This is a genomic window from Rhodoblastus sp. (genome assembly GCF_041915505.1).
Taxonomy (GTDB): domain Bacteria; phylum Pseudomonadota; class Alphaproteobacteria; order Rhizobiales; family Beijerinckiaceae; genus Rhodoblastus.
In genome coordinates, this window is the sequence record NZ_JAYSBG010000025.1 from 1 (window position 1) to 20,453 (window position 20,453).

Genomic DNA, 20,453 nt, shown 5'->3' on the forward strand with positions numbered 1-20,453 from the left:
CCGCGTCGACCGTCGCCAGACACATGGCGTTGGGATCGTTGATCTCGTGTTTTTCCGCCTCGGCCAGCCATTCCCCGAACCGCGCGAAAGGCTCGCGCAACGGTCTTTGGTTACGACCCGTTAATGCGTTCATCGGAATATGGCCTTCAAGCTGTCTCTTGTTCGGATCGCATCCGCTTGCGTCTTTTTTCGCCCCAGCATAGTGAACCGGCGCCGCTCGGGCATCCCTTTTTTCCGCTCGCGCGACGTCTGATCGGCTGCGCCTTGCTATGCCAGAGCCTCGCGGCCTGCGCCGTGGCGACGCCTTTCGGGACCGGCGTCGATTCCGCCCCGACCGGATCGATCGCCAAAGCCGCGAACAAGCCCGCCGCCGCGCCCGCCCTGCCCGCCGCGCTCGACGAGGAAGATCGCCGCCGCGCGCTCGGGGCGCTGGCCATCGCGCTGGACCCGCAAGGCAACGGCGCCTCGGTGCATTGGGACAATCCGGTCAGCAAGGCGCGTGGCCAGGTGACTCCGGTCGGTTACGCCTATCCGTCCAACGATCTGATTTGCCGGGATTTTTCGGCGCAGTTCGACACCGGCGCCGGCGCCCAGTCCGGGCGCGGAGCCGCCTGCCGCGACAAAAGCGCGCAATGGACCATCTCCGAACTGCGCATCGCCAAAGCCGACTGAAGGCCCTTGCGCGCGGCCGCTTTCGCGCCCAAATAAAGGCCAAGACATAGCGGCGGCGCCTCGCGGGGGCCGCAAGCGGAATGGGCTTAAGAAGAATGCGCGATCCTTATCAGGTGCTCGGCGTCGCCAAGGCCGCCACGCAGGCGGAAGTGAAAAAGGCGTTCCGCAAGCTCGCCAAGCAGCACCATCCCGACCAGAATCCGACCGATCCCAAGGCGAAGGAGAAATTCGCCGAGATCAACGCGGCTTACGAGATCGTCGGCGACGACAAGAAGCGCGCCCAGTTCGACCGCGGCGAGATCGATGCCGAAGGCAAGCCGCGCCATCCCGGATTCGAAGGTTTTGAAGGATTCGCGCAAGGCGCGGGACCGGGCGGTTTTCGGCGTGGGCCCGGCGGCGGCGGGCAGCATTTCGAGTTCAATTTCGGCGGCGGCGGCGCGGGCTTCGAGGCGGCCGATATTTTCGCCGATCTGTTCGGCGGCGCGCGGGGTGGGCGGCCCGGCGCCGGCGCGGGTCGTCAGGCGCGCGAGCCTGGCGCCGATATCGCGCTTGAGGCCGCCATTCCGCTGGAGACCGCTTTGCGCGGCGGCAAGGCGCGCGTGCTGATGCCCAGCGGCCGGACGTTGGAAGTCGATGTTCCGGCCGGCATGGAGGAAGGCAAGCAGATCCGGCTGCGCGGCCAGGGCCAGCCCAGCCCGAGCGGCGGCCCTGCCGGCGATGCTTTGGTGACCGTGCGTTTCGAGAAACACGGCCTGTTCAAGATCGAGGGCCGCGACCTGCGGCTCGACCTGCCGATCACGCTCTACGAGGCGGTGCTTGGCGCCAAGGTGGAGACCCCGACGCTCAGCGGCAAGGTCGAGTTGACCCTGCCCGCGCATTCCAATTCGGGCCGGACCCTGCGGCTGCGCGGAAAAGGCCTGCCGGCGGCGGGCGGCCAGCCGGCCGGCGATTTGCTGGTCACACTGCGCATCGTGCTGCCGGACGGCGCCGATTCCGAGCTTGAAGAGCTCGCGCGCCGGATGCGTTCCGACAAGCCCTACGACCCGCGCAGCGAACTCAAGAAATAAAAAAAAGCCCCCGGCCTGCGCCGGGGGCTTTTTGTTCTGGGTCGGGGTCGGCCGGGCGACTTATTCTTGCCTTTCCCTGTCGAGCAAGGCGCGTTTGCGCTCCACGCCCCAGCGATAGCCGGACAGCCCGCCGTCGGTCCTCACGACACGGTGGCAGGGAATGGCCACGGCCACGGGATTGGCGCCACAAGCGCGCCCGACCGCGCGCGCGGCCCCCGGTTCGCCGATGCGGCGCGCGATATCGGCATAGCTGGCGGTCGCGCCGGCCGGAATTTCCCGCAACGCCTGCCAGACGCGCTGCTGAAAGGCCGTGCCGCGCACGTGAAGCGGCAAGTCGAGGCCGAGTCGCGGCGCCTCGACAAAGCCGACCACCTGAGCAACGAGCCGCTCGAAGCCGGCGTCGCCGCCGATCAGATTGGCCTGCGGAAAACGGTCTTGCAGATCGCGCGCCAGCGCCTCGGGATCGTCGCCGAGCGTGATCGCGCAGACGCCCTTGTCAATGCGCGCGACGAGAACGGCGCCGAGCGAACATTGCCCGACGGCGAAGCGAATGGCGGCACGGGCGCCGACATTCGCTTCGCCGTCGCCGCGCACTCCAATCCTTGCTTTCAAAGGCGCGGCTTCATCCGACGCGTTCGATCAGCGCCATGGCGGCGGCGGGATTATGCGCCTTGTAGCCGCTGATGACATAAAGAAAGACATCGCGCGGTGGGCCGGACGCCGGCGCGGCGCCGACATAATCCAGCCCCGCCGGCGCCTGCCCCGCCGCCCAGGCTTTCGCCGTTTGCGCCCAATGGTCAAGCGCCTTGGCTGGATAGCCGAGGCCTTCGCCTTCCTGGGCGCCCATGATCCGCGCATAGACGAACGAGGCGGTCGGATCGGCGATCTGTGGAAAGTCGCTGTCGGCCGCGATTACGGTGGCGACGTCATGAGCGCGCGCCAGAGCGATGAAATCCGGGGAACGGAAGCTGTCGTGACGGACCTCGACGACATGGCGCAATGCGCGGCCTTCGAGGGATTTCGGCAGCAATTTCAGGAAGGCCCCGAAATCGTCCGGGTCGAATTTCTTGGTGGCCATGAACTGCCAGTTGATCGGCCCGAGCTTGTCTCCCAGCTCCGTCACGCCGCTGGCGAAGAAGCGCTCGATCGTCTCGCCCGCCTCCGCCAGCACTCGCCTATTGGTGGCGAAACGCGGCGCCTTGAGCGAAAAGACGAAATCGTCCGGCGTCTCGGCGCGCCATTTGGCGAAGCTCTCCGGCTTCTGCGAGCCGTAATAGGTGCCGTTGATCTCGATCGAGGTCAGGTGACGGCTGGCATATTCCAGCTCGCGCTTCTGCGGAAGCTTGTCCGGATAGAAGCTTCCGCGCCAGGGTTCATAGGTCCAGCCGCCGATTCCGATCCTGATCTTACCGGACTTTTCCGCGCTCACTGCCGTCGCCTCACAGATCGCCGTTCAAGAAATAGCGCCGGAGCCGCGCGTCGCGCGCTCCGATTCTTGCCATTGAAGGTCTTCCGGGCGTCCGAAGCAAGCCGCGACCGGCGCGCGCCATGATTTTGACGCGCCGGACGCGTGGGGAAGGGAGATGGTGCGGACGACGGGACTCGAACCCGTACTCTCAGCCGAGAAGCAGATTTTAAGTCTGCTGCGTCTACCAATTTCGCCACGTCCGCGCGAGCCTCCTTATAAAAGCGCCGGCGAACATGCGCCAAGCGCTATTTGCAGGCCCTATTTGATTGTCCGGCGCGGTCATCTCAATGGAAATCGCGCGATTTGGGAATCGCCCGCACATTGCGCGGATGGCGGGCGCGTTCGGGCGGTCCGCGCGTGGCGCCCGAAAGCTGCAAGAGTTCATCCGAGCGGTCGTAGATGCGCCGCGCCAGCAGATGGGTCACGCCCGCCCAGCTTTTCTGGATGCGCCCCTCCACCGCCATCAGCCGCGAGACCATGGTCGGCTTGCGGTAACGCTCGAACAGGGTCGAATAAAGCGCGACATTGATCACGCCCGTCTCGTCCTCCAGCGTGACGAAGATCATTTTGCCATTGCCGGGCCGCTGGCGCACGATGACCAGCCCGGCCGCCTTTTTCCAGGCCCCGTCGCGACAGGCCGGCAATTCGATGGCCCGGATGAAATTTTCCCGCGCGAAGACCGGACGCAGGATATGCATGGGATGGGCGCGCAGCGAGAGCCGCAGGGTCTGGTAATCGGCGATGACCTGTTCGCCGATGCGCAGATCCGGCAGGTCGGGATCGGGCTCTACACCCAGCTCTGCAATCCCAGCGGCGGCGAAGAGCGGCAACGGTTCCGCGCCGGGCAGGCGTCGCGCCGCCCATAGCGCGGCGCGGCGGTCCAACGCCTTTTCCGGCGCACGCGACAAGGCGCCACAGGAGCGGAAGGCGTCGGCCTCCGCGAGAAGCTTCAGGCTGCGCTTCGACAGCCCGGTCCGGGCGGCGCAGGATTCGAGCGTCTCGAATGGTTTCGCGCGCGCCTCGACGAGACGCTCCATCTCCTCCTCGCGCAGCCCGTCGATCTGGCGAAAGCCGATCCGCAACGCCAGCGCGCCATCCGCCGCGCGCTCCAGACTGTTGTCCCAATCCGAATGGTTGACGTCGACGGGACGAATCTCGACGCCATGCTCGCGCGCGTCGCGCACGATCTGGGCCGGAGCGTAAAAACCCATCGGCTGCGCATTCAGCAAGGCGCAGGCAAAAATGGCCGGATGGCGGCATTTCAGCCAGGACGAAATATAGACGAGAATAGCAAAGGAGGCGGCGTGGCTTTCGGGAAAGCCATAGGAGCCGAACCCCTTGAGCTGTTCGAAACAGCGCTGCGCGAAATCGCGTTCATAGCCGCGCGCGCACATGCGCTCGACCAGCATGGTTTCGAACGCGCCGATGGTTCCGAGATTTCGAAAGGTCGCCATGGCGCGGCGCAGGCGATTGGCCTCCTCCTCGGTAAATTCCGCCGCGACCATGGCGAGGCTCATCGCCTGTTCCTGAAACAGGGGCACGCCGAGGGTGCGGCCAAGCACCTGATGCAATTCATCCGCCGGGCCCTTTCCCGGCGCGGGCGACGGAAAGCTCATCTTTTCCTCGCCCGCGCGGCGGCGCAGATAGGGATGGACCATGTTCCCCTGAATCGGCCCCGGCCGCACAATGGCGACCTGGATCACCAGATCATAGAATTTGCGCGGCCGCAGATGCGGCAGCATGTTCATCTGCGCGCGGCTCTCCACCTGAAACACGCCGATGGAATCGCCACGGCACAACATGTCATAGACCGCCTTGTCCTCGCGCGGGACGTCGGCGAGACCAAGGCGTTGGCCCTCGTGCCGGGCGAGCAGGTCAAGCCCCTTGCGGATGCAGGTGAGCATGCCGAGCGCGAGGACATCGACCTTCATCAGACCGAGCGCGTCAATGTCGTCCTTGTCCCATTCGATAAAGGTGCGGTCCGGCATGGCGGCGTTGCCGACCGGCGATATTTCGTCCAGCCGCTCACGCGTCAGGATGAAGCCGCCGACATGCTGCGAGAGATGACGCGGAAAGCCGAGGATTTTTTGCGCGAAAAACAGCACCTGGCCAATGAGCGGATTGTCCGGATCGAGGCCTGCCTCGGTTATATGATCGTTGCGCAGGCGCGACGAACCATAAGAGCCCCATTGCAGCGAGCCGAGCGCGGTGATGATGTCTTCCGAGAGGCCGAAGACCTTGGCCACATCACGCAGGGCGCTGCGCGGGCGATAGGAGATCACCGCCGCCGCAACTCCGGCGCGCTCGCGGCCATATTTTTTGTAAATATGCTGGATGACCTCTTCGCGCCGCTCATGTTCGAAATCGACGTCGATATCCGGCGGCTCACGCCGCTCCGACGAGATGAAGCGCGCAAACAGCAGGTGGTTTTCCGCCGGATCGACCGCCGTGATTCCGAGCACATAGCAGACCGCCGAATTGGCCGCCGAGCCGCGCCCCTGGCACAAAATGTCCTTCTCGCGCGCGAAGGCGACAATGTCGTGGATGGTGAGGAAATAAGGCGCATAATCGAGCCTGCGGATCAGCGCCAATTCCTCCGCAAGCAGATCGCGCACTTTTTGCGGCGCGCCCTGCGGATAGTGTTTCGGCAGGGCGCGGCGCGTCAATTCCTCCAGCCAATCTTGCGGCGTCCAGCCGGCGGGAACGGGCTCATCGGGATAGTCCGGCTTGGACAATTCGCGCAGGTGAAATTGTGCGCGCGCCAGAAAAACTTCGATTTCCGCAATCGCCTCCGGCGCATCGGCGAAGAGGCGCTCCATTTCTTGCGGCGCCTTCAAATGGCGTTCGGCATTGCTTTCAAGACGACGGCCCGCCTCGGCAAGAGTCATATGCTCGCGCACGCAGGTCAGCACATCCTGCAAGGCGCGGTCATCCGGATCGGCGTAAAGCGCATCGTTCTGCGCCAGCAATCTGACGTCCTGCGCCTGAGCGAGTTGGCGCAGGCGCAGGAGGCGACGTCGATCCGCGCCGCCACGTGGCATATTGGCGCCCAGCCAGACAGGAAGCGAAGCCGCGCGCAAGCACGAGATCGTCTGCTCCAGCCGGTCGAAACCTTGTGTCGGCAGGACGATCAGCAGCAGGTCAGCGGCGTCGGCCAGCAGATCGTCCAACTCCAAAATGCAATCGCCCTTTTTCGCACGGCGCTTGCCGAGCGTGAGCAGGCGGCACAATTGCCCCCAGCCGGCGCGGTTTTGCGGATAAGCGGCGATGTCCGGCGCGCCATCGGCAAAGACGAGCCGCGCGCCGGCCAGAAGCTTGAAATTTTTCGCGCGCGCGGCGATTTCATCATCGCCACGCGCAAATTCCTCCAGCGCGCTGAGCGCGCGCACCACACCGGCGACGGAATTGCGGTCGCACAGGCCAAGGCCGGCGTAATTCATGCCCAAAGCCGCGCCGATCAGCGCCGCCGGCGGCGAGGCGCCGCGCAAGAAGGAATAATGGCTGGCGCAAACCAGTTCGGCATAGGTCATTTTTCAGCCTGGCGTCATGCGAAAAGCCCATGCAGGAACCAGCGCGGCGCATCGTCGCCACGCTCGTAAAGCCCGCGACGGAACAGCCAGAAGCGGCGCCCCTCCCTATCCTCGACGCGGTAATAGTCGCGCGTCGGTTCTTGCGGCCCGGCAAAAGCCCAATCCGGCGCGATGCGCTCCGGACCTTCGGCGCGCAGAATGTCATGCGTTTTCCGGCGCCAGCGAAAGCGCGCCGGCGGCGCGTCCGGCGTCAGGGCCATAGCCTCGATCGGCTGCGGCGGATCGAACAAAGTGAGCGGGCGCGCCGGCGGTTCGCCTTCCGGCGGCCTGGGCCAGTTCGCGGCCGGCGCCGCCGCGACGGGAACGGCGCAGCTCTCGCCCTCGGGCGCAAAAACATCGCCCTGCATGAAGCGCAGCACCCGCGCGCGGCCGAAACGCGTGGTCAGGCGATCGAGCAATTCACTCAATTCTCGCTCCGCCTCCTGGGCGGCGGCCGCATTGAAATCACCTTGCGCTGGCTCGATCTTTTCGACATGCGGCGTAGCGAGGCGCAAGGCGTCGAAGCCGAAACCGGGATCGAGCGGATCGACCAAAGCATCGAGCTTTTCGCGAAATAGCAGAGCCACGATTTTCGGATCGCGCGTCGGCCGCAAGGTCTCGACCGACAAGCGGCGAACGAAACCGTCGGCGCGGAAAAAGCTGGCCTCGAACAGCCGGCCGCCCTGCCCGCGCCGCTCGAGCAGCGTCCTGGTCTCCTGCATCAGATCCAGCAACACGGATTCGATGGAGTCGCGCTGAACCAGGGGCTCGGCGAAATGGCGCTCGACCATGCAATCGGGGGGCGGCCGCAAGGGAGAAATGCGTCGATCCTCGCGCCCGAGCAGGCGTTCGAGCCTGTGCGGAAAATCCATGCCGAAACGCGCGGCGAAAGAGCGCGACGGGCGGCAGGCGAGATCGCCGATCGTTTTCAATCCGGCTCGGCTCAGCGAGAGTTGCGTCTCCTCGTCCATTTCCAAAGCGGTCAAGGGCAGCAGCGCGGCCGCCGCAGACGCCTCGTCCGACGCAAAAACGCCGCCAGCGGAAAAACGCGCCAAAGCGCGCGCGCAATCGGGCGTCGGCGCCAGAGCGATGCAGGCGGAAAAGCCCAGCCGCGCCAGATCGGCGCGCGTGCAGGACGCAAGTTCCGCTTCGCCGCCAAAGAGATGCGCGCAGCCCGACACATCGAGGACAAGGCCATGCGGCTCATCCAGCGCCGTCAGCGGCGTATAGCGTTCGCAACGCGCCGCCAGCCGAAACAGAAGCTCGCGATCCGCCTGCCGGTCGGCTTCCTCGACACGGAGTTGCGGCAGACGGGCGCGCGCATCCGCCAGGGTCAGGCCGGGTTCAAGCCCCTGACGCCACGCGGCGGGATTGAGCGCGTAAAGCCTTTGCGCATTATTTCGTCTTTCGACCAGCGCAAAGGGCGGCTGCTCATCCGGCGCGTCGCCCGGCCGAAACGGACGTAGCCGCTCCGTCGGCAGGAAGGGCAGGAACAGGGCCAGATAGCGACGCATTGCGCCCCTCGACGATTTCGTGAAACAAGCCTTGGTCACGCCGCCACTCCAAACGCCACGAACGATCGGCCGCGCCGCCGCGACGCCGCAGTAGGGTTACCGAAAAACCGGGCGCGCCCGGCGCATTGGCGAGCAGTGCCCGGGAGTGCTGCGCGCAGGCGCGCCAGCGTGAGACTGCGGCGCTGGGCGGCCCGGTTTGCGTTTCGCCCACACGAATGCGCAGCAGGAAAAGCGTGACGCCGGACGCTTCCGCCGATCGCGCCAGACGTAAAGTGGCGGTGAGATCACAGGCTCGAGGATCTCCAAAAATTTCGATCAAGGCGGCGCCCAGGCTTTTGCATCGCGCGGCATCCACACCCGCCCGCAAGACCGTCTCCGCGTCGCGCCCCCGCACTAGTGACACAACCGTAGGATCGGCGCCGAATTCCGCCAGTCCCAGACCATTCAGACGCCCGGCCTCGCTTTCCAGAAAATCCTGTCGCGCCCAGAGCAGAGGCCGCCCCGGCGCGGCGCGCAAGGCCAAGGCAAGACCGAAGCCGACCGCCGCCGGCCAATCGGCGACGCCGGGCGCCTGCACTTCATGCAGGCAGGCGCGATCCAATCCTCCGCCAAGAAAGGCGTCGACCGCGGGCGCGCCCAGAGCGAAGCGGCCCCAGGCCGGCGCCTGCGCCGCGCCGCCCTGCCCTTTTTCGATTCTGGCCAACGCGGAACGCAAGACAGCCAAGGTTCTCGCGCGGGACGACGAAGCCCCTCGCCACGCACTGATCCTCTGCATGGGCAATCCAGTGTTCTTTATTTGTTCTAGAAAATGCCGAAATCATGTTCAAGTCAAGCAGAGTCTCGCAAAGAAGCCGATTTTGGCGCAACACCATGATTTTTCGTCATTTTGAAATGACACCCATGGCCTGAAACGCAAAAAAACCCGCCCGGCCGAAGCCGGGCGGGGTCAAATGTCGAAAGGCGTAAGCTACGCCCGAAAAAGGCTCATATCGCTCGCCGGCGTCACGCGCCGAAGCCGGTCTGCAAATGGGCTTCGGCCAAAGCGCGACGCAGATTCACCACCTCCTCGCGCAGCGAATGCACCTCCAGAGTCAAATCATCGACGCGCCTTTCATAGCCGTCGATCAAAGTGCGCAAGCGCTCGTCGACCGCCGCCTGCATCGCAGGACCGCGATTGACCAGGGCCAGAACGAAGCCGCCAACCGCCGTCAGGGCGCTGGCGCCCAAAGTGACGAGCCAGTTCGGCAATTCACCGCCATTCAGATCCGTGAGGCCTTTGAGCGTCTTGAGCCGTCGCCCGAAATTGTAGGCGTCGACGAAATCGGCCAGATGGCGGCGCAACTGGTCGTGGTCGTCGTAGTGATACCGTTTGACGGTCGCCTCTTTGATCGTGCGGCTCATCCGCTCGACCTGCCCATTGGTCCATGGATGATTGATCTTGGTGCAGCGATGTTCGATGCCGTTTTCCTGGCATCTGAGCCCGAACATGTGCGTTGACCAGCGGGCGGTTGGTCCGTTGGCGTATCGTGGAGGCAGGCGGAACTGGATACCGTTGTCGGTCAACACCGTGTGGATTTTATACGGGACGGCGTTGATGAGGGCCTCCAGGAAGGCCGAAGCGGTGACGCGGTTAGCTTTTTCGACGAGTTGCGTGAAGGCGAATTTCGACGTGCGGTCGATCGCCACGAACAGATAGAGCTTTCCTTCCTCCATCCGCCCTTCGGCGATGTCGATGTGGAAGAAGCCGATCGGATAGGCCTTGAACTTCTTCTTTGCCGGCTTGTCGCCTTCCGTCTCGGGCAACCGGCTGATCCCATGGCGTCGCAGGCAGCAATGCAGCGACGAGCGCGTCAGATGCGGAATGGTCGCCTGCAACGCATAAAGGCAGTCGTCGAGCGGCAGCAGCGTATGCCCGCGAAAGGCTACCGCGATCGCTCGATCAGACCTGCGCTATCGTTGACTATCCGAAGGCGATCCGGGTCGATCAGGGGTCGGAGTTCATCTCCCGCGACCTCGATCTGTGGGCTTACCAGAACAACGTCGTGCTGGACTTCTCTCGGCCGGGCAAGCCGACCGACAACGCGTTCATCGAGGCCTTCAACGGCCGCTTCCGGGCGGAGTGCCTGAACGCCCATTGGTTCCTGACGCTTGCCGACGCGCAGGAAAAGTTGGAGGATTGGCGCAGATACTACAACGAGGATCGGCCACATGGGGCCATTGGCAATAAGCCGCCGATCTCGCTGCAAAATCCCGGTGGCTCATCCAGCCCGCCACCGTGACAAAGGCCGGAAAACTCTACCTTCCGGCGGTCCGAATTTCTGGGGCGGATCACGCCTTCCTCGATCTTGCGCCATTCGTCATCGTCGACGATCTTGGCGGCGATCTCGATACGCTTGGCGTCGTCATTGAAGGCGATCGAGGTCACCTTTCCCGCCGCGATCTTGCCATGCATGGCGCGCAGATTGCCGAAGCTCTTGCCGTCCGACGCCTTGGCGCAGCCGGCCGACCATTGCTCGTAAAAAGGCTTGGTCGAGGCGTAATCGCAGATCTCGCCCGCCTTGTCCGGCAGTTCGGCCGTGGCGTAGCCATAGATCAGACGCCGGGCGGCGTCCGCCTTGCGCAGGGGTATGAAGATTTGCAACGGGTCCGACACGCTCGGCGCTCCTCGCTGGGTTGAGCCCGCCCGCCCTTCGCGGGACTGGCCATGGGGTCGAATATTTTGCTAAAGAAAACCGCGCCGGAGACCGGCGCGGAGATGAGGCGCATAATCATGGAATTCTGGAGCGCGACCGCGCGGGCCCTGAGCCCCTACACGCCCGGCGAGCAGCCGCGCATCGAGGGCCTGGTCAAGCTCAACACCAATGAATGCCCGCTGCCGCCCTCGCCGCACGCGCTCGCCGCCATGCGCGACGCCGCCACCGACGCCCTGCGGCTCTATCCCGATCCGGAATCGCTGGCTTTGCGCGAGGCGCTGGCTCGCCATCACGGCCTGAAGCCCGAGAACGTCTTCGTCGGCAATGGCTCGGACGAAGTGCTGGCGCATGTCTTCGTCGCGCTGCTGAAACACGAGCGTACGCTGCTTTTCCCTGACGTGACCTATAGTTTCTATCCCGTCTGGGCGGGGCTCTATGGCGTCGACTATCAAACCGTCGCGCTCGACGAGGCCATGCGCCTGCGGGTCGACGATTATCGCCGCAACGAAGCCGGCGCGATCATCTTCGCCAATCCCAACGCCCCGACCGGCATCGCCTTGCCGCGCGACGAGGTCACGCGTCTGCTCGAACAACATGCCGACATTCCCGTCGTCGTCGACGAAGCCTATGTCGATTTCGGCGGCGAGACGGCCGCGCCGCTGATCGCGGCGCATCCCAATCTTCTGGTGGTCCGCACCTTTTCCAAATCGCGCGCCCTCGCCGGCCTGCGCGTCGGCTATGCGCTCGGCCAGCCTTCGCTGATCGACGCGCTGACACGGGTCAAGAATTGTTTCAATTCCTATCCGCTGGGCCGCATCGCGCAGGCCGGCGCCATCGCCTCTGTCGAGGACGATTCCTATTTTCAGGCGAGCGTCAGAACCATCGTCGCCGAGCGTGAACGCATGACCGCGCAATTGCGCGAACTGGGTTTTTCGGTATTGCCGTCGAGCGCCAATTTCATCTTCGCCCGCCACGCGACGGCGTCGGGCGCGGAATTGGCCAAGGCGCTGCGCGACCGCGCTGTGCTCGTGCGCCATTTCAACGCGCCGCGCATCGAAGATTATCTGCGCATCACCATCGGAACGGCGGAGCAGACCGACAAGCTGGTCGCGGCGCTGCAAAATATCTTGCGTTAGAAGGCTGCGATCGCCTGCGGACTAGCGAGAGCAACGAAGGGTTAGTGTCGCTCGGCCTCGCCGCCATTGGCGTCGTCGATCCATTCGACGAAGCGCCCTTCACGAAAGGTCGTGGCAAAAAGCCTGCCGCTGCCCCCCTTGCCGTAAGGCCAGTAATATGTGTCACCATGAACCGTCGGCTGACCAAGCCAAAAAACGACGGTCGCAATCGAATCTCCTGGCGCGACACGATCACGCCAGCGGGTGGGAGAAGCCCAATGGCCGCAATCGTCGAACCAATAGCAGACGCGGCTGACGCAACGAGACTCCATCAGGGCATATTTCCCGCCGGAAAATTCACAAGGCCAACGCGCGAGCCCCAACAGGCGCCCGAAACGCAATTCTTCGGCAGCAAGGAGCAGAACGACGAGAAGCCCGAGCGTCAACACGATGCGCTTTTGTTTATGACGCACGCTCATCCGTCCCTTTCCTATCTTCCGATCCAGCGGCGCCCGCGATGACGAAGTCCAAGGCGGCGGATCACCATCCCCGCGCTCAATCCTCGGCGCCGAAAAAGCGCTTGGCTGGAGCACCAGTTTCTTCGTCCATAATCGTGTAATTCTCGATGAAGACTTTCACGCCTGCCTTTTTCGCGCGAATCTCCAACTCAACTGGAAGTTCGGGCGGGATGACCGGATCGTATCCAAATAAGGCGACCCAAATAACAGCCTCGATCTTGCCTGCTTTAACGAGCGTCGCAGTTGGCGGGGCGCAGCGCTCGATATTGTCAAGCCATTGAGAAATGACAGCTACGATGTTTTCGATGTTCGTGTCTTTGATATCCTCGCTCGACGCATAATGCTGAGGCGCGAAGTGCGCTTTCACTCTGCCTCTGGCTGGGATTAATTGACCTTTGACATCGAGATGAGGCCAGTGAGACCCTAACGCAGGGATTACCGGTTCCAATGGCTCCGAATAACTCCACAGCCGCAAACTCGCTTTAAAGAATGGATACTTGTGAGTTCCGACAAAATCTGCCTTGGCCTCAGTCATGAAGGCTTCCAATCACTTCACCGTCGAAAAGAAGATCCCGGTTGTCGAGATCGAATTCGTACGTGTCGGCGCTCGACAACTTCCTAGCGTCCTTCACCGCGTGGATGGCGTCTCCTGCATCTATCGGGTCGATTCCTAAAGCTTTGCAGGCATACGATAAGTTCTTCGTTGTCTTGCCGACTTGAATTTTGCCGCCCGAACTTGTTCACTGGCCGTGTGCGTCGCGCGGTTGCGCGGGATCATATTTGCAAAAAGTTGTGACCTCGTCACGGGATTTGGCCACCCTTTTTTCGGCGTCATTCGGAGCCGAACCGCCACCCAGCCGCATAACCCCCTGCCCCGTCGTCACCGTCAGCACATCGGCCATCGGATCGGGCGGCAGGGTTTCGCCCATGATTTCCGCCGCGCGCCGGCGGGTCATCATGCCGGCATTGACAAAAGCCACCAGATTTTCCCGCTGCACAGTCGGGTCGGTCACCGTCTCATGGCGCCACACAAATTCGACGCCCTCGACTCCCAGCATGGTCTGGATCACATGATCACACAGCCGCTTGATCCAGGCGAGGATCGGCAACAGCCCCTCCTCGTCCGCAGCCTCTTTCTGCGTCTCACTGGTCGCGCGATTCATCTGGTTGACGAAGGGCTGCGGCGAGATCGAAAAAGCGAAGCACACCACCCGCGCGATCCATTCGTCGAAGGCGTTTTTCAGCTCCGGCTCCTTCGTCTGAATGAAGGTTTTCGCCACACCACCGGGCACGAATTTCGCCCGCCGCCGCCGCGCCAGATCGCCGGTGAAATAGAGGTCCCAGTAATCCTGAAAATTCTTGATCTGATCCGGCGTCCACGCGTCGGGCACGCCGATCAAGCTCTCGGGCACATTGCCCTCGCTGTAATAGGTCAACTGGTGCAATTGCCGCTTCAGGCCGATGTTCACCGTCGCCATGACCTGCTCGACTGGCGAAAACCCATAGGCGCGATGCGCCCGCACATTGCGCGGGCGATAGAGAATATCGCGCTCGGAATAATCGACCGCCGGCAGCCCTTTCAAGATCTGCTGAAAAGCGACCGGATAGATCAGCCTGCCGTTCTGCGCGAAGGGCCGCGGCATGCGCCCCCAGGCGTCGAGCACCGGCTTGATGGTGGCTCCGTCAAGCGGATGCAAGGCCAGCAGCGCGCCGGAGCGGTCGCGCTCGCACCAGAGAGCGGGCGCGTCGATCACAAAGAGATCTTCGAGAATCATCCGCATCCACGCGCACCAGTCGTGAACGCCATCCGGGCTGCAAAAGAATTTCTCGACCCGCGCAATGCGATCCGCATTGACCGTCGCGCCCGCCTTGGGACGGATGGTCCAGCTCATGCGCTCGATCTGGTCCTTGCGCGTCTCGATCACCAGACGCAGCAGGTCGTAGGATTCTGCAAGCAATCGAAGATCGGCGAAGGAGAACGCCTCATAGCTGCGCGCCGCGATGTTGAGATTATAGCCGGAGGGAAAGTCCCATTGCCGTCCAGCGACATCCGAGGGCGCGCCAGGCGCCTGCGGATCGGACGGGCCGAACCAATCGGCCGCGCTTTCGAAGCCGCTGAAACGCGCGGTGACTTCGACAGGCGAAAGGGACCAGCGTGGCAAGCCCGCGCCGCGTTCGGTCATGTGTGACTCCAAAGCTTAGGAATGTGCGAGGACTATCGTCGTCAGAACGCAGACGAACTGTCTTCGTCTGTATGTTGGCGGTCATCCGCATGATGACGCCGAGGATCTCCGGCGATTATTCCCTGTTGCCAACATAGCGCGACGGCACGGCGAACCACAGGCCGCCGGGGTCGCAGTCAGGCGATCCCGACGCCAGCCATTCTTTCATCACCGCATCGAGGATTTCTGAATTGGTCTCGCCATACTGCGGCTGATAGATCCAGTCGTATTCCGTACCGCCGCCGCCCACGACCGGCTTGGCGCCATGCACCAGCAGTTCGGCCACGCATCGACGAACGAACTCGGTGAGATCATCCCCCGTCAACTCGAAATCATGTCGACCGACAGGCGCAATCTGCCACAATCCGACGGCGTCGATAGGCAATTCACCGGAAACTTTCTGGATAAAATCCAGGACAGTCTCGCCGAAAAAACGATCTCTCGCCTGAAGGTTCAAACTCATCGCTGGTGCACCTTGAGACCGCGCGGCAGATTGCCGTTACTATCCTTGATTACGTCTATTGTCGGTCCGTGCGTGCGGCTCGATCGAACGCCAAATATCGAGCCATCGCCCCTTTGATACCATGCGCCATCATAGCCCGTTTGCGCGGCGACCGGAACGGCGCCATCCATCAATTGGGCCTGCAATTGATCGAATTGACCGGGTGACACTGTCCTCGTGCGGGAGTCTGTGCGAGGATACACATATCCAACGGGCTCGCCGTTCGGCGACAGGATGTCGCCAATGCTTCTACTGCTCGCAACCTGCGCGCTATTTCCGCTCTGCTGTGATGGCCCGTCATCACCCGAACCGGATGAGCTCGACGGCGCAACGATCGAAAGCCCCGGCTTTTGATCGGGATCGCGTTCATTCGAGTCTCGCGACTGTTGGCCGCCCGTCTGATCCAACGTCGGCCCGCCATTATGGCCGATGCCCGGCGCCTCATCCTTGCCGTCCTCGTCGGACGCCTTGTCCGACGAGACTCCGGGCAACCAATAGCCGGGTCCATCCTCAATATCGCCCTTGGGCCGTGCGACAGAACCCAGCCGGCGGCCGTCAGCGAAAGCAGCGCGCCGCCGGCCAGGGCATAGACGCCGGCGGCGACTTGCATGGCCCCGCCCGCGATCAAGTTTTCTGCGGCGCTCGCGGCAACGATTGTCCCGCCGCCCGAAGTGACGAAGCGCCCGATGGAGGGATCGCGCGGATGCAGGGCTCACGCATTGGCGACAGGCGCCTATTTTCGGATATGCTTGGGCGGTTCGAGGGCGGCTAACACGAATTCGAACACCAAATGAGGCTCGTTCGTCACCAGACTCAAGAATTTTCGGGAAAGTCGAACTGACTCAGCCTCGAAATCAGGAGAACTGTATATCCTGGAAAAATCTGCAATAAAATCCATCTGGGGAATAAGCCCTTGATCCGACAAAATGAACCCCTCGATCCCAAGCACCCCGACGCCAATATGCTCGCATAGATCGAGCAACTTTTCGGCCGTCGAACGGTTAAACAAGGGCTCTGAATGCGATCGAGCTGTGGATTGCAGATCTCGACCGCTCAACAAGTCGTCGACGTTTACGGCGATCCTTTCGCCCATGGCGCCCTCCAGTCTGGATCATTCCGATCGGATAACTGAACCACCGTTCTGTCCGTGTCATTAACAACGACGTAAGAACCATCCGTATTGACATAAGCCGTGGCTGGATCATCGCGCCGAACACCCAAAATATCGTCGAAACGCGTACCTCGGGCAGGAATCGTTTTAGCAGGGCTGGATAATGTTGACCTGATCGAATCAGACGTCCATCCTCGAGCGCTCATTTGGTCTGCGATTTTTCGTTCAACGACAAAATCTGCATTATTCGTCGCTGTCGCCTCATTTCCACTCTGCTGCGACGAGCTGTCATCACCAGAACCAGATGAACTCAGAGGCGCAGCAATCGAAGGCTCCGGCTTTTGATAGGGATCGCGCTCGTTCCGGTCTCGCGACTGTCGGTCGCCAGCCTGATCCAGTGCCGGCCCGCCGTTGTGGCCGATGCCCGGCGTCTCGGCCTTGCCTCTGCCGCCAAGCGTGACTTAAAGATCAAGCAACTCCCGTGCAGAAGGAGAATCCAACAGCAGATTTTCGCCAAGCTCCAGCGCAAACTGCTTTACCGATTCTTGTGAATGCTCGCGGGTGACGCCTGGAATTGCAGCCTCTGTGAGTAACTCACGTCGACCATTCGGATAAAGTCGTTCGATCGACAATTTACGGGACGCCTTATCAATCGATACAATATGGGCGAAGTCATCGCTCATGTTTTTCTCGCCTCAGTTGTTCCAAGTGTTCAGCGGCGGAATTGGCCTGCCAGCCAAACATGCCGCATACCTTTCCGATGCAGATGTATAACATGCAGCGCCTGCTCTCGCCCCCCGCCGTCTCGCGATCGCCCTGCAAGTGTCGGTATCAATTCGATAAAGGTCTTCGCATTGCTGCTGGCGATCCGTCGTATCGCCAGCAGCGTCATCATCTTGTGCTGACGTCCGATTTTCATTGGGAATTCCCGGTAACCAATAGCCGGGGCCATCCTGAATATCGCCCTTGGGGCCGTGCGACAGCACCCAGCCGGCGGCGGTCAGCGAAAGCAGCGCCGCCGCCGGCTAGGGCATAGACGCCAGCAGCGATCCGCATGGCCCCGCCCGCGATCAAACGTTCCGCGACGCTCGCCGGAACCGCGGCCGCGCCGCCCGCCGAGACAAAGCGGCCATTGGAGGGATCGCGCGGATGCTGGCTTTCATCCCATTCCGCCTTGGCCAGCCGGACATTCGGCCCCTCGATCCCCGCCGCATGCAGGATTGTCCAGGGCGAAAAACCCTTGCCGAGAAAAGTCGCGCCCGCCTTGAGAATTTCCGCGTCGCGCGGGCCGCGCAGCGGCGGCAGGCCGATTTGCGCCAGGCGGATCGCCGCGCCGGCCCATTCGCCTTTCGCGAGACATTTCGAAACGCCGTGCACGCCATGCAGGACATTCGGCTGGACCGCGCCGCCCTGCGCCAGCGAAAGCAAAGAGTAAATCTCCGCTTCGCGTCCTTCGACAACCAAGGCGACGGCGCCGTCCGCGCGCTTTGTCAGCGGCGCGACGATAACGCCTTCGCCCAGCACAAGGCCGTGACCGGTCAATTGCGCCGTGCGGCAAAATCGCGGCGCGGGCGGCAGATTGAAATGCCCGGCCGGGCATTCACCCCGACGCTCATGATTTAGCGGCGCGATCATTCCTTGCCATGCTCCTTCGCCGCCATCGTCCGGTAAAATTCAAACACGCCGGCGCCCTCGCCCTGATCGAAAACCAGCGAGGAAACCGCTCAGACCAGAGCGTCCACGCGATCCGGCGAATAGCCGGCGCGGGCGCGGTCGAAATCCGGCGTCATCAGGCACATCTGGTCTTCGAGCTTTGCGAACACGCCGCAATGGCGCACCCTGCCCTGCTCGTAGAGCGCGGCCACCGGCTCGGCGCGCGTGAATTTGCCGCGCGACGCCCGCACCGCGCGAAAGGCGATATTGGCGTCGACCTGACGCACCAGCGTCTCGATCATCTCGCCGCCATTATTGACCTCCGCGACGAGACAATCCGCGCCATAATCCTTCAAGGCCGTCACAGCGCGCGAAACCCAGCCGAGCGGCGTCTCGCCTTGCCGCGACAGATCGGCCAGCACGAAAACCCGCCGGTCCGCCGCCAGACCGGCGACGATCATGCCGCATTCGTCGGCGCTCTCGCCGGACGTAACCGGCGGATCGAGCGCCACGACAATGCGTCCGAGTTTTGGCGCGTCTTCCTTCGCGACATGCGCGGCGTCGATGGTCTCGCGCGTCCACAAGGCGCCGGGCACATCGAGCAGCATATGCGCGTGCAATTCCTGCCGCCCCAGCCGCGTGCCCTCATATTTGCGCACGACGCGGTCGAGAAAATTCGCGGCGAGATTGCCGATGTTTTCATAGGTCGAATGCTGCGTCGAAAAGGTCAGCGGATCGGCAAGCAGAGCGCGCATCAGTTTCGTCGGCCGCGGCGTGGTGGTGACGATCGCCTGCGGCCTGGCGCCGAGGCGCAGGCCAAACACCGCCTGATCCCAGGCTTCGGGATAGCGCCATGCGGCGAGTTCGTCGGCCCATAGTTTCATGTGCTGCTTGCCGCGCAGCCGCTCCGGCTCTTCGGCGGAAAACAGCAGACTCTTCGCGCCGTTCGGCCATTCCAGCCGCCGCTTGTGCGCGACGTAGCGAGGACGCTCGTCGCGCGGACACAAAGCCAGCACGCCCGATTCGCCCTCAACCATTACGTCGCGCACGTCATCGGCGGTGGCGCCGATCAGATTGACCAGGGGAAAATCGCGCGCCCAGTGGCGCACGGTTTCCGCTCCGGTGCGTGTCTTGCCCCAGCCGCGCCCGGCCAGGGGAATCCAATAGACCCAATCGCCGTCGGGAATGAGTTGCTCGGGCCGCGCCCAGAAGGGCCAGAAGGTTTTCAGCGATTCCAGTTCATCGGCGTCGAGACGGGCGAAAAAGGCGGCGCGCTCGCGCGGGTTCATCCGCGCCAGCACGCGCGCGTCGGTTGGCGGCTTTTGCATGACGGGCTATTTCTTGCCGTCCGCGTCACCCTTCTCAGACGCCTGCCCGCGCGCCAATGCGTCGAGCTTTTTCAGCAGCGTCTGACGCGCTTCGTCGAGCGAGACCACCGCCTCCGGCCCCGCATCGAGGCCGAGCAGTTTCGCGCGCCGATCCATGATCGACAGCACGCGCGAGATCGCCGCCGCATCGCCGCCCATCGCGGCCTTGTAATGGGCGGCCTGCAACTGATCGAGCCGCATCAGTTCGAGCTGGCGTAATTCGCGCGCCGGTTGGTCGCGGCAGGACCGCAGACTCTTGGCGACGATCGCATGGATGCGGCTGACGCTGACGCGGCGAAAGCCGGCCTCCGGCAATTTCCGTGCGATCTCATGAAAGGTCAGGCCATGCAGACGCATGTTCAGGATCGCGAGGTCGCGATTTACGCGCTCCAACGGACTTTGGTCGTCACGCGAAACAGCCTCGGCGCGCGCGCGCCGGACAGCGCCTTTGGTCTGAATCTTTTCGCGCGGATCGGACGCCATCTGTGTTCCATTTCATTGATCCGGCCGGCGACGCGCCGGCGGAAAACAAAACCCGGCGTCTCCCTCTCGGGAGCGCCGGGCGCAAATCGTCAACATGGATATTTGTAGCGGAAGTCGGCCGACCCGTCAATGGGCTTTAGTGGGATTTTTCATTTATTTTGGGATTATGCCCATTTTCGCTGCCGCGGGCAGCTAATGGGCTTTGATGGGCGTCGTCAGTTGACGGTAAAACGCCCGGCGAAACGCCCGATGATGCGGATGTCATCGAGCGCCGCCTCATAAGGCGAATAGGACGCATTGGCGGAAATCACCCGCACGCGGGCCGGCTCGGATCCCATGACGATTTGCAAGCGCTTGATGACGAGGCCATATCCGTCCCAAAGCGCGAATATGCCTTCCGGGCTGGGCGTCGTGTAACGCAGGTCGATAAAGACCCGGTCGCCTTCCTGAAGGCGAGGCTCCATCGAATCGCCGATCACCTCGAACACGCGAATGTGCC

22 protein-coding genes, 1 tRNA gene and 4 pseudogenes are annotated in these 20,453 nt (G+C 63.0%); 5 read left to right on the forward strand and 22 right to left on the reverse strand.

The genetic code is table 11. The features are described 5' to 3' along the window. Positions 1–133 (reverse strand): annotated as a pseudogene (locus ACE3S9_RS03270) (pyridoxamine 5'-phosphate oxidase); the annotation flags it as partial. A 44-nt stretch (positions 134–177) separates the two neighbouring features. Here ACE3S9_RS03270 and ACE3S9_RS03275 point away from each other — a divergent pair. Then, positions 178–672, forward strand: a complete 495-nt coding sequence (locus ACE3S9_RS03275) for an RT0821/Lpp0805 family surface protein (RefSeq protein WP_374545001.1) — start codon at positions 178–180, stop codon at positions 670–672. 95 nt (positions 673–767) lie between these two features. Next, positions 768–1,739, forward strand: a complete 972-nt coding sequence (locus tag ACE3S9_RS03280; protein WP_374545002.1) for a DnaJ C-terminal domain-containing protein — start codon at positions 768–770, stop codon at positions 1,737–1,739. A 60-nt stretch (positions 1,740–1,799) separates the two neighbouring features. Here the strand turns inward: ACE3S9_RS03280 and ACE3S9_RS03285 are convergent. The 7 genes and pseudogenes from ACE3S9_RS03285 to ACE3S9_RS03315 all read right to left on the reverse strand — a co-directional run. After that, positions 1,800–2,306: pseudogene (locus ACE3S9_RS03285) on the reverse strand (methylated-DNA--[protein]-cysteine S-methyltransferase); the annotation flags it as partial. Positions 2,307–2,361: 55 nt separating this feature from the next. Continuing rightward, positions 2,362–3,168 (reverse strand): DUF72 domain-containing protein, encoded by an 807-nt coding sequence (locus ACE3S9_RS03290; RefSeq protein WP_374545003.1) that lies wholly within the window; start codon positions 3,166–3,168, stop codon positions 2,362–2,364. A gap of 155 nt (positions 3,169–3,323) precedes the next feature. Beyond that, positions 3,324–3,410: transfer RNA gene (locus ACE3S9_RS03295), tRNA-Leu, on the reverse strand. Between the two features lie 81 nt (positions 3,411–3,491). After that, positions 3,492–6,737, reverse strand: coding sequence for an error-prone DNA polymerase (locus ACE3S9_RS03300; RefSeq protein WP_374545004.1), 3,246 nt, complete (start codon positions 6,735–6,737; stop codon positions 3,492–3,494). Between the two features lie 14 nt (positions 6,738–6,751). After that, positions 6,752–8,290: a DNA polymerase Y family protein gene (locus tag ACE3S9_RS03305; RefSeq protein ID WP_374545005.1), complete on the reverse strand. Its 1,539-nt coding sequence runs from the start codon at positions 8,288–8,290 to the stop codon at positions 6,752–6,754. Further along, complete coding sequence (locus ACE3S9_RS03310; RefSeq protein WP_374545020.1) at positions 8,208–9,065, reverse strand: ImuA family protein; 858 nt, start codon at positions 9,063–9,065, stop codon at positions 8,208–8,210. Before ACE3S9_RS03310 ends, ACE3S9_RS03305 begins: the two co-directional genes overlap by 83 nt. 491 nt (positions 9,066–9,556) lie before the next feature. Then, a pseudogene (locus ACE3S9_RS03315) lies at positions 9,557–10,231 on the reverse strand (integrase core domain-containing protein); the annotation flags it as partial. Between the two features lie 11 nt (positions 10,232–10,242). Between ACE3S9_RS03315 and ACE3S9_RS03320 the strand changes: the two are divergent. Then, a pseudogene (locus tag ACE3S9_RS03320) lies at positions 10,243–10,569 on the forward strand (integrase core domain-containing protein); the annotation flags it as partial. Here the strand turns inward: ACE3S9_RS03320 and ACE3S9_RS03325 are convergent. Beyond that, a complete protein-coding gene (locus ACE3S9_RS03325; protein ID WP_374545006.1) occupies positions 10,479–10,943 on the reverse strand; it encodes a hypothetical protein in 465 nt (154 codons plus the stop codon). The pseudogene ACE3S9_RS03320 and the gene ACE3S9_RS03325 sit on opposite strands and share 91 nt — an antisense overlap. A gap of 114 nt (positions 10,944–11,057) precedes the next feature. Here ACE3S9_RS03325 and hisC point away from each other — a divergent pair, with 114 nt between their 5' ends. After that, positions 11,058–12,119 (forward strand): histidinol-phosphate transaminase, encoded by a 1,062-nt coding sequence (gene hisC / locus ACE3S9_RS03330; RefSeq protein WP_374545021.1) that lies wholly within the window; start codon positions 11,058–11,060, stop codon positions 12,117–12,119. A 41-nt stretch (positions 12,120–12,160) separates the two neighbouring features. Here hisC and ACE3S9_RS03335 read toward each other — a convergent pair whose 3' ends face one another. Together ACE3S9_RS03335 and ACE3S9_RS03340 are read right to left on the reverse strand one after the other, a co-directional pair. Continuing rightward, complete coding sequence (locus tag ACE3S9_RS03335; RefSeq protein WP_374545007.1) at positions 12,161–12,577, reverse strand: hypothetical protein; 417 nt, start codon at positions 12,575–12,577, stop codon at positions 12,161–12,163. 76 nt (positions 12,578–12,653) lie between these two features. Further along, positions 12,654–13,151, reverse strand: coding sequence for a hypothetical protein (locus ACE3S9_RS03340; RefSeq protein WP_374545008.1), 498 nt, complete (start codon positions 13,149–13,151; stop codon positions 12,654–12,656). Between ACE3S9_RS03340 and ACE3S9_RS03345 the strand changes: the two genes are divergently transcribed. Then, positions 13,150–13,290: a hypothetical protein gene (locus ACE3S9_RS03345; protein WP_374545009.1), complete on the forward strand. Its 141-nt coding sequence runs from the start codon at positions 13,150–13,152 to the stop codon at positions 13,288–13,290. The two genes, ACE3S9_RS03340 and ACE3S9_RS03345, sit on opposite strands and share 2 nt — an antisense overlap. A gap of 66 nt (positions 13,291–13,356) precedes the next feature. Here the strand turns inward: ACE3S9_RS03345 and ACE3S9_RS03350 are convergent, their stop codons facing one another. The 11 genes from ACE3S9_RS03350 to ACE3S9_RS03400 all read right to left on the reverse strand — a co-directional run. Then, complete coding sequence (locus ACE3S9_RS03350) at positions 13,357–14,799, reverse strand: phage portal protein (RefSeq protein ID WP_374545010.1); 1,443 nt, start codon at positions 14,797–14,799, stop codon at positions 13,357–13,359. A 115-nt stretch (positions 14,800–14,914) separates the two neighbouring features. Next, a complete protein-coding gene (locus tag ACE3S9_RS03355) occupies positions 14,915–15,301 on the reverse strand; it encodes a hypothetical protein (RefSeq protein WP_374545011.1) in 387 nt (128 codons plus the stop codon). After that, on the reverse strand, positions 15,298–15,831 hold the full coding sequence (locus tag ACE3S9_RS03360) for a hypothetical protein (protein ID WP_374545012.1): 534 nt from the start codon (positions 15,829–15,831) through the stop codon (positions 15,298–15,300). The genes ACE3S9_RS03355 and ACE3S9_RS03360 overlap by 4 nt, the downstream gene beginning before the upstream one ends. A gap of 242 nt (positions 15,832–16,073) precedes the next feature. Continuing rightward, positions 16,074–16,433, reverse strand: a complete 360-nt coding sequence (locus tag ACE3S9_RS03365) for a hypothetical protein (RefSeq protein ID WP_374545013.1) — start codon at positions 16,431–16,433, stop codon at positions 16,074–16,076. Further along, positions 16,412–16,873, reverse strand: a complete 462-nt coding sequence (locus ACE3S9_RS03370) for a colicin E5-related ribonuclease (RefSeq protein WP_374545022.1) — start codon at positions 16,871–16,873, stop codon at positions 16,412–16,414. Before ACE3S9_RS03370 ends, ACE3S9_RS03365 begins: the two co-directional genes overlap by 22 nt. 39 nt (positions 16,874–16,912) lie before the next feature. Then, entirely contained in the window at positions 16,913–17,134 is a 222-nt protein-coding gene (locus tag ACE3S9_RS03375) for a hypothetical protein (protein WP_374545014.1), read from the reverse strand. A 29-nt stretch (positions 17,135–17,163) separates the two neighbouring features. Continuing rightward, positions 17,164–17,370, reverse strand: a complete 207-nt coding sequence (locus tag ACE3S9_RS03380; RefSeq protein ID WP_374545015.1) for a hypothetical protein — start codon at positions 17,368–17,370, stop codon at positions 17,164–17,166. Next, the gene (locus ACE3S9_RS03385; RefSeq protein WP_374545016.1) at positions 17,367–18,086 is read right to left on the reverse strand and encodes a hypothetical protein; all 720 of its coding nucleotides are present in this window, start codon (positions 18,084–18,086) and stop codon (positions 17,367–17,369) included. The genes ACE3S9_RS03380 and ACE3S9_RS03385 overlap by 4 nt, the downstream gene beginning before the upstream one ends. An 89-nt stretch (positions 18,087–18,175) precedes the next feature. Beyond that, on the reverse strand, positions 18,176–19,432 hold the full coding sequence (locus tag ACE3S9_RS03390; protein WP_374545017.1) for a DNA-packaging protein: 1,257 nt from the start codon (positions 19,430–19,432) through the stop codon (positions 18,176–18,178). A 6-nt stretch (positions 19,433–19,438) separates the two neighbouring features. Next, on the reverse strand, positions 19,439–19,954 hold the full coding sequence (locus ACE3S9_RS03395) for a hypothetical protein (protein ID WP_374545018.1): 516 nt from the start codon (positions 19,952–19,954) through the stop codon (positions 19,439–19,441). Between the two features lie 215 nt (positions 19,955–20,169). After that, positions 20,170–20,453: helix-turn-helix transcriptional regulator (locus tag ACE3S9_RS03400; protein WP_374545019.1), on the reverse strand; the 284-nt coding region annotated here is incomplete at its 5' end.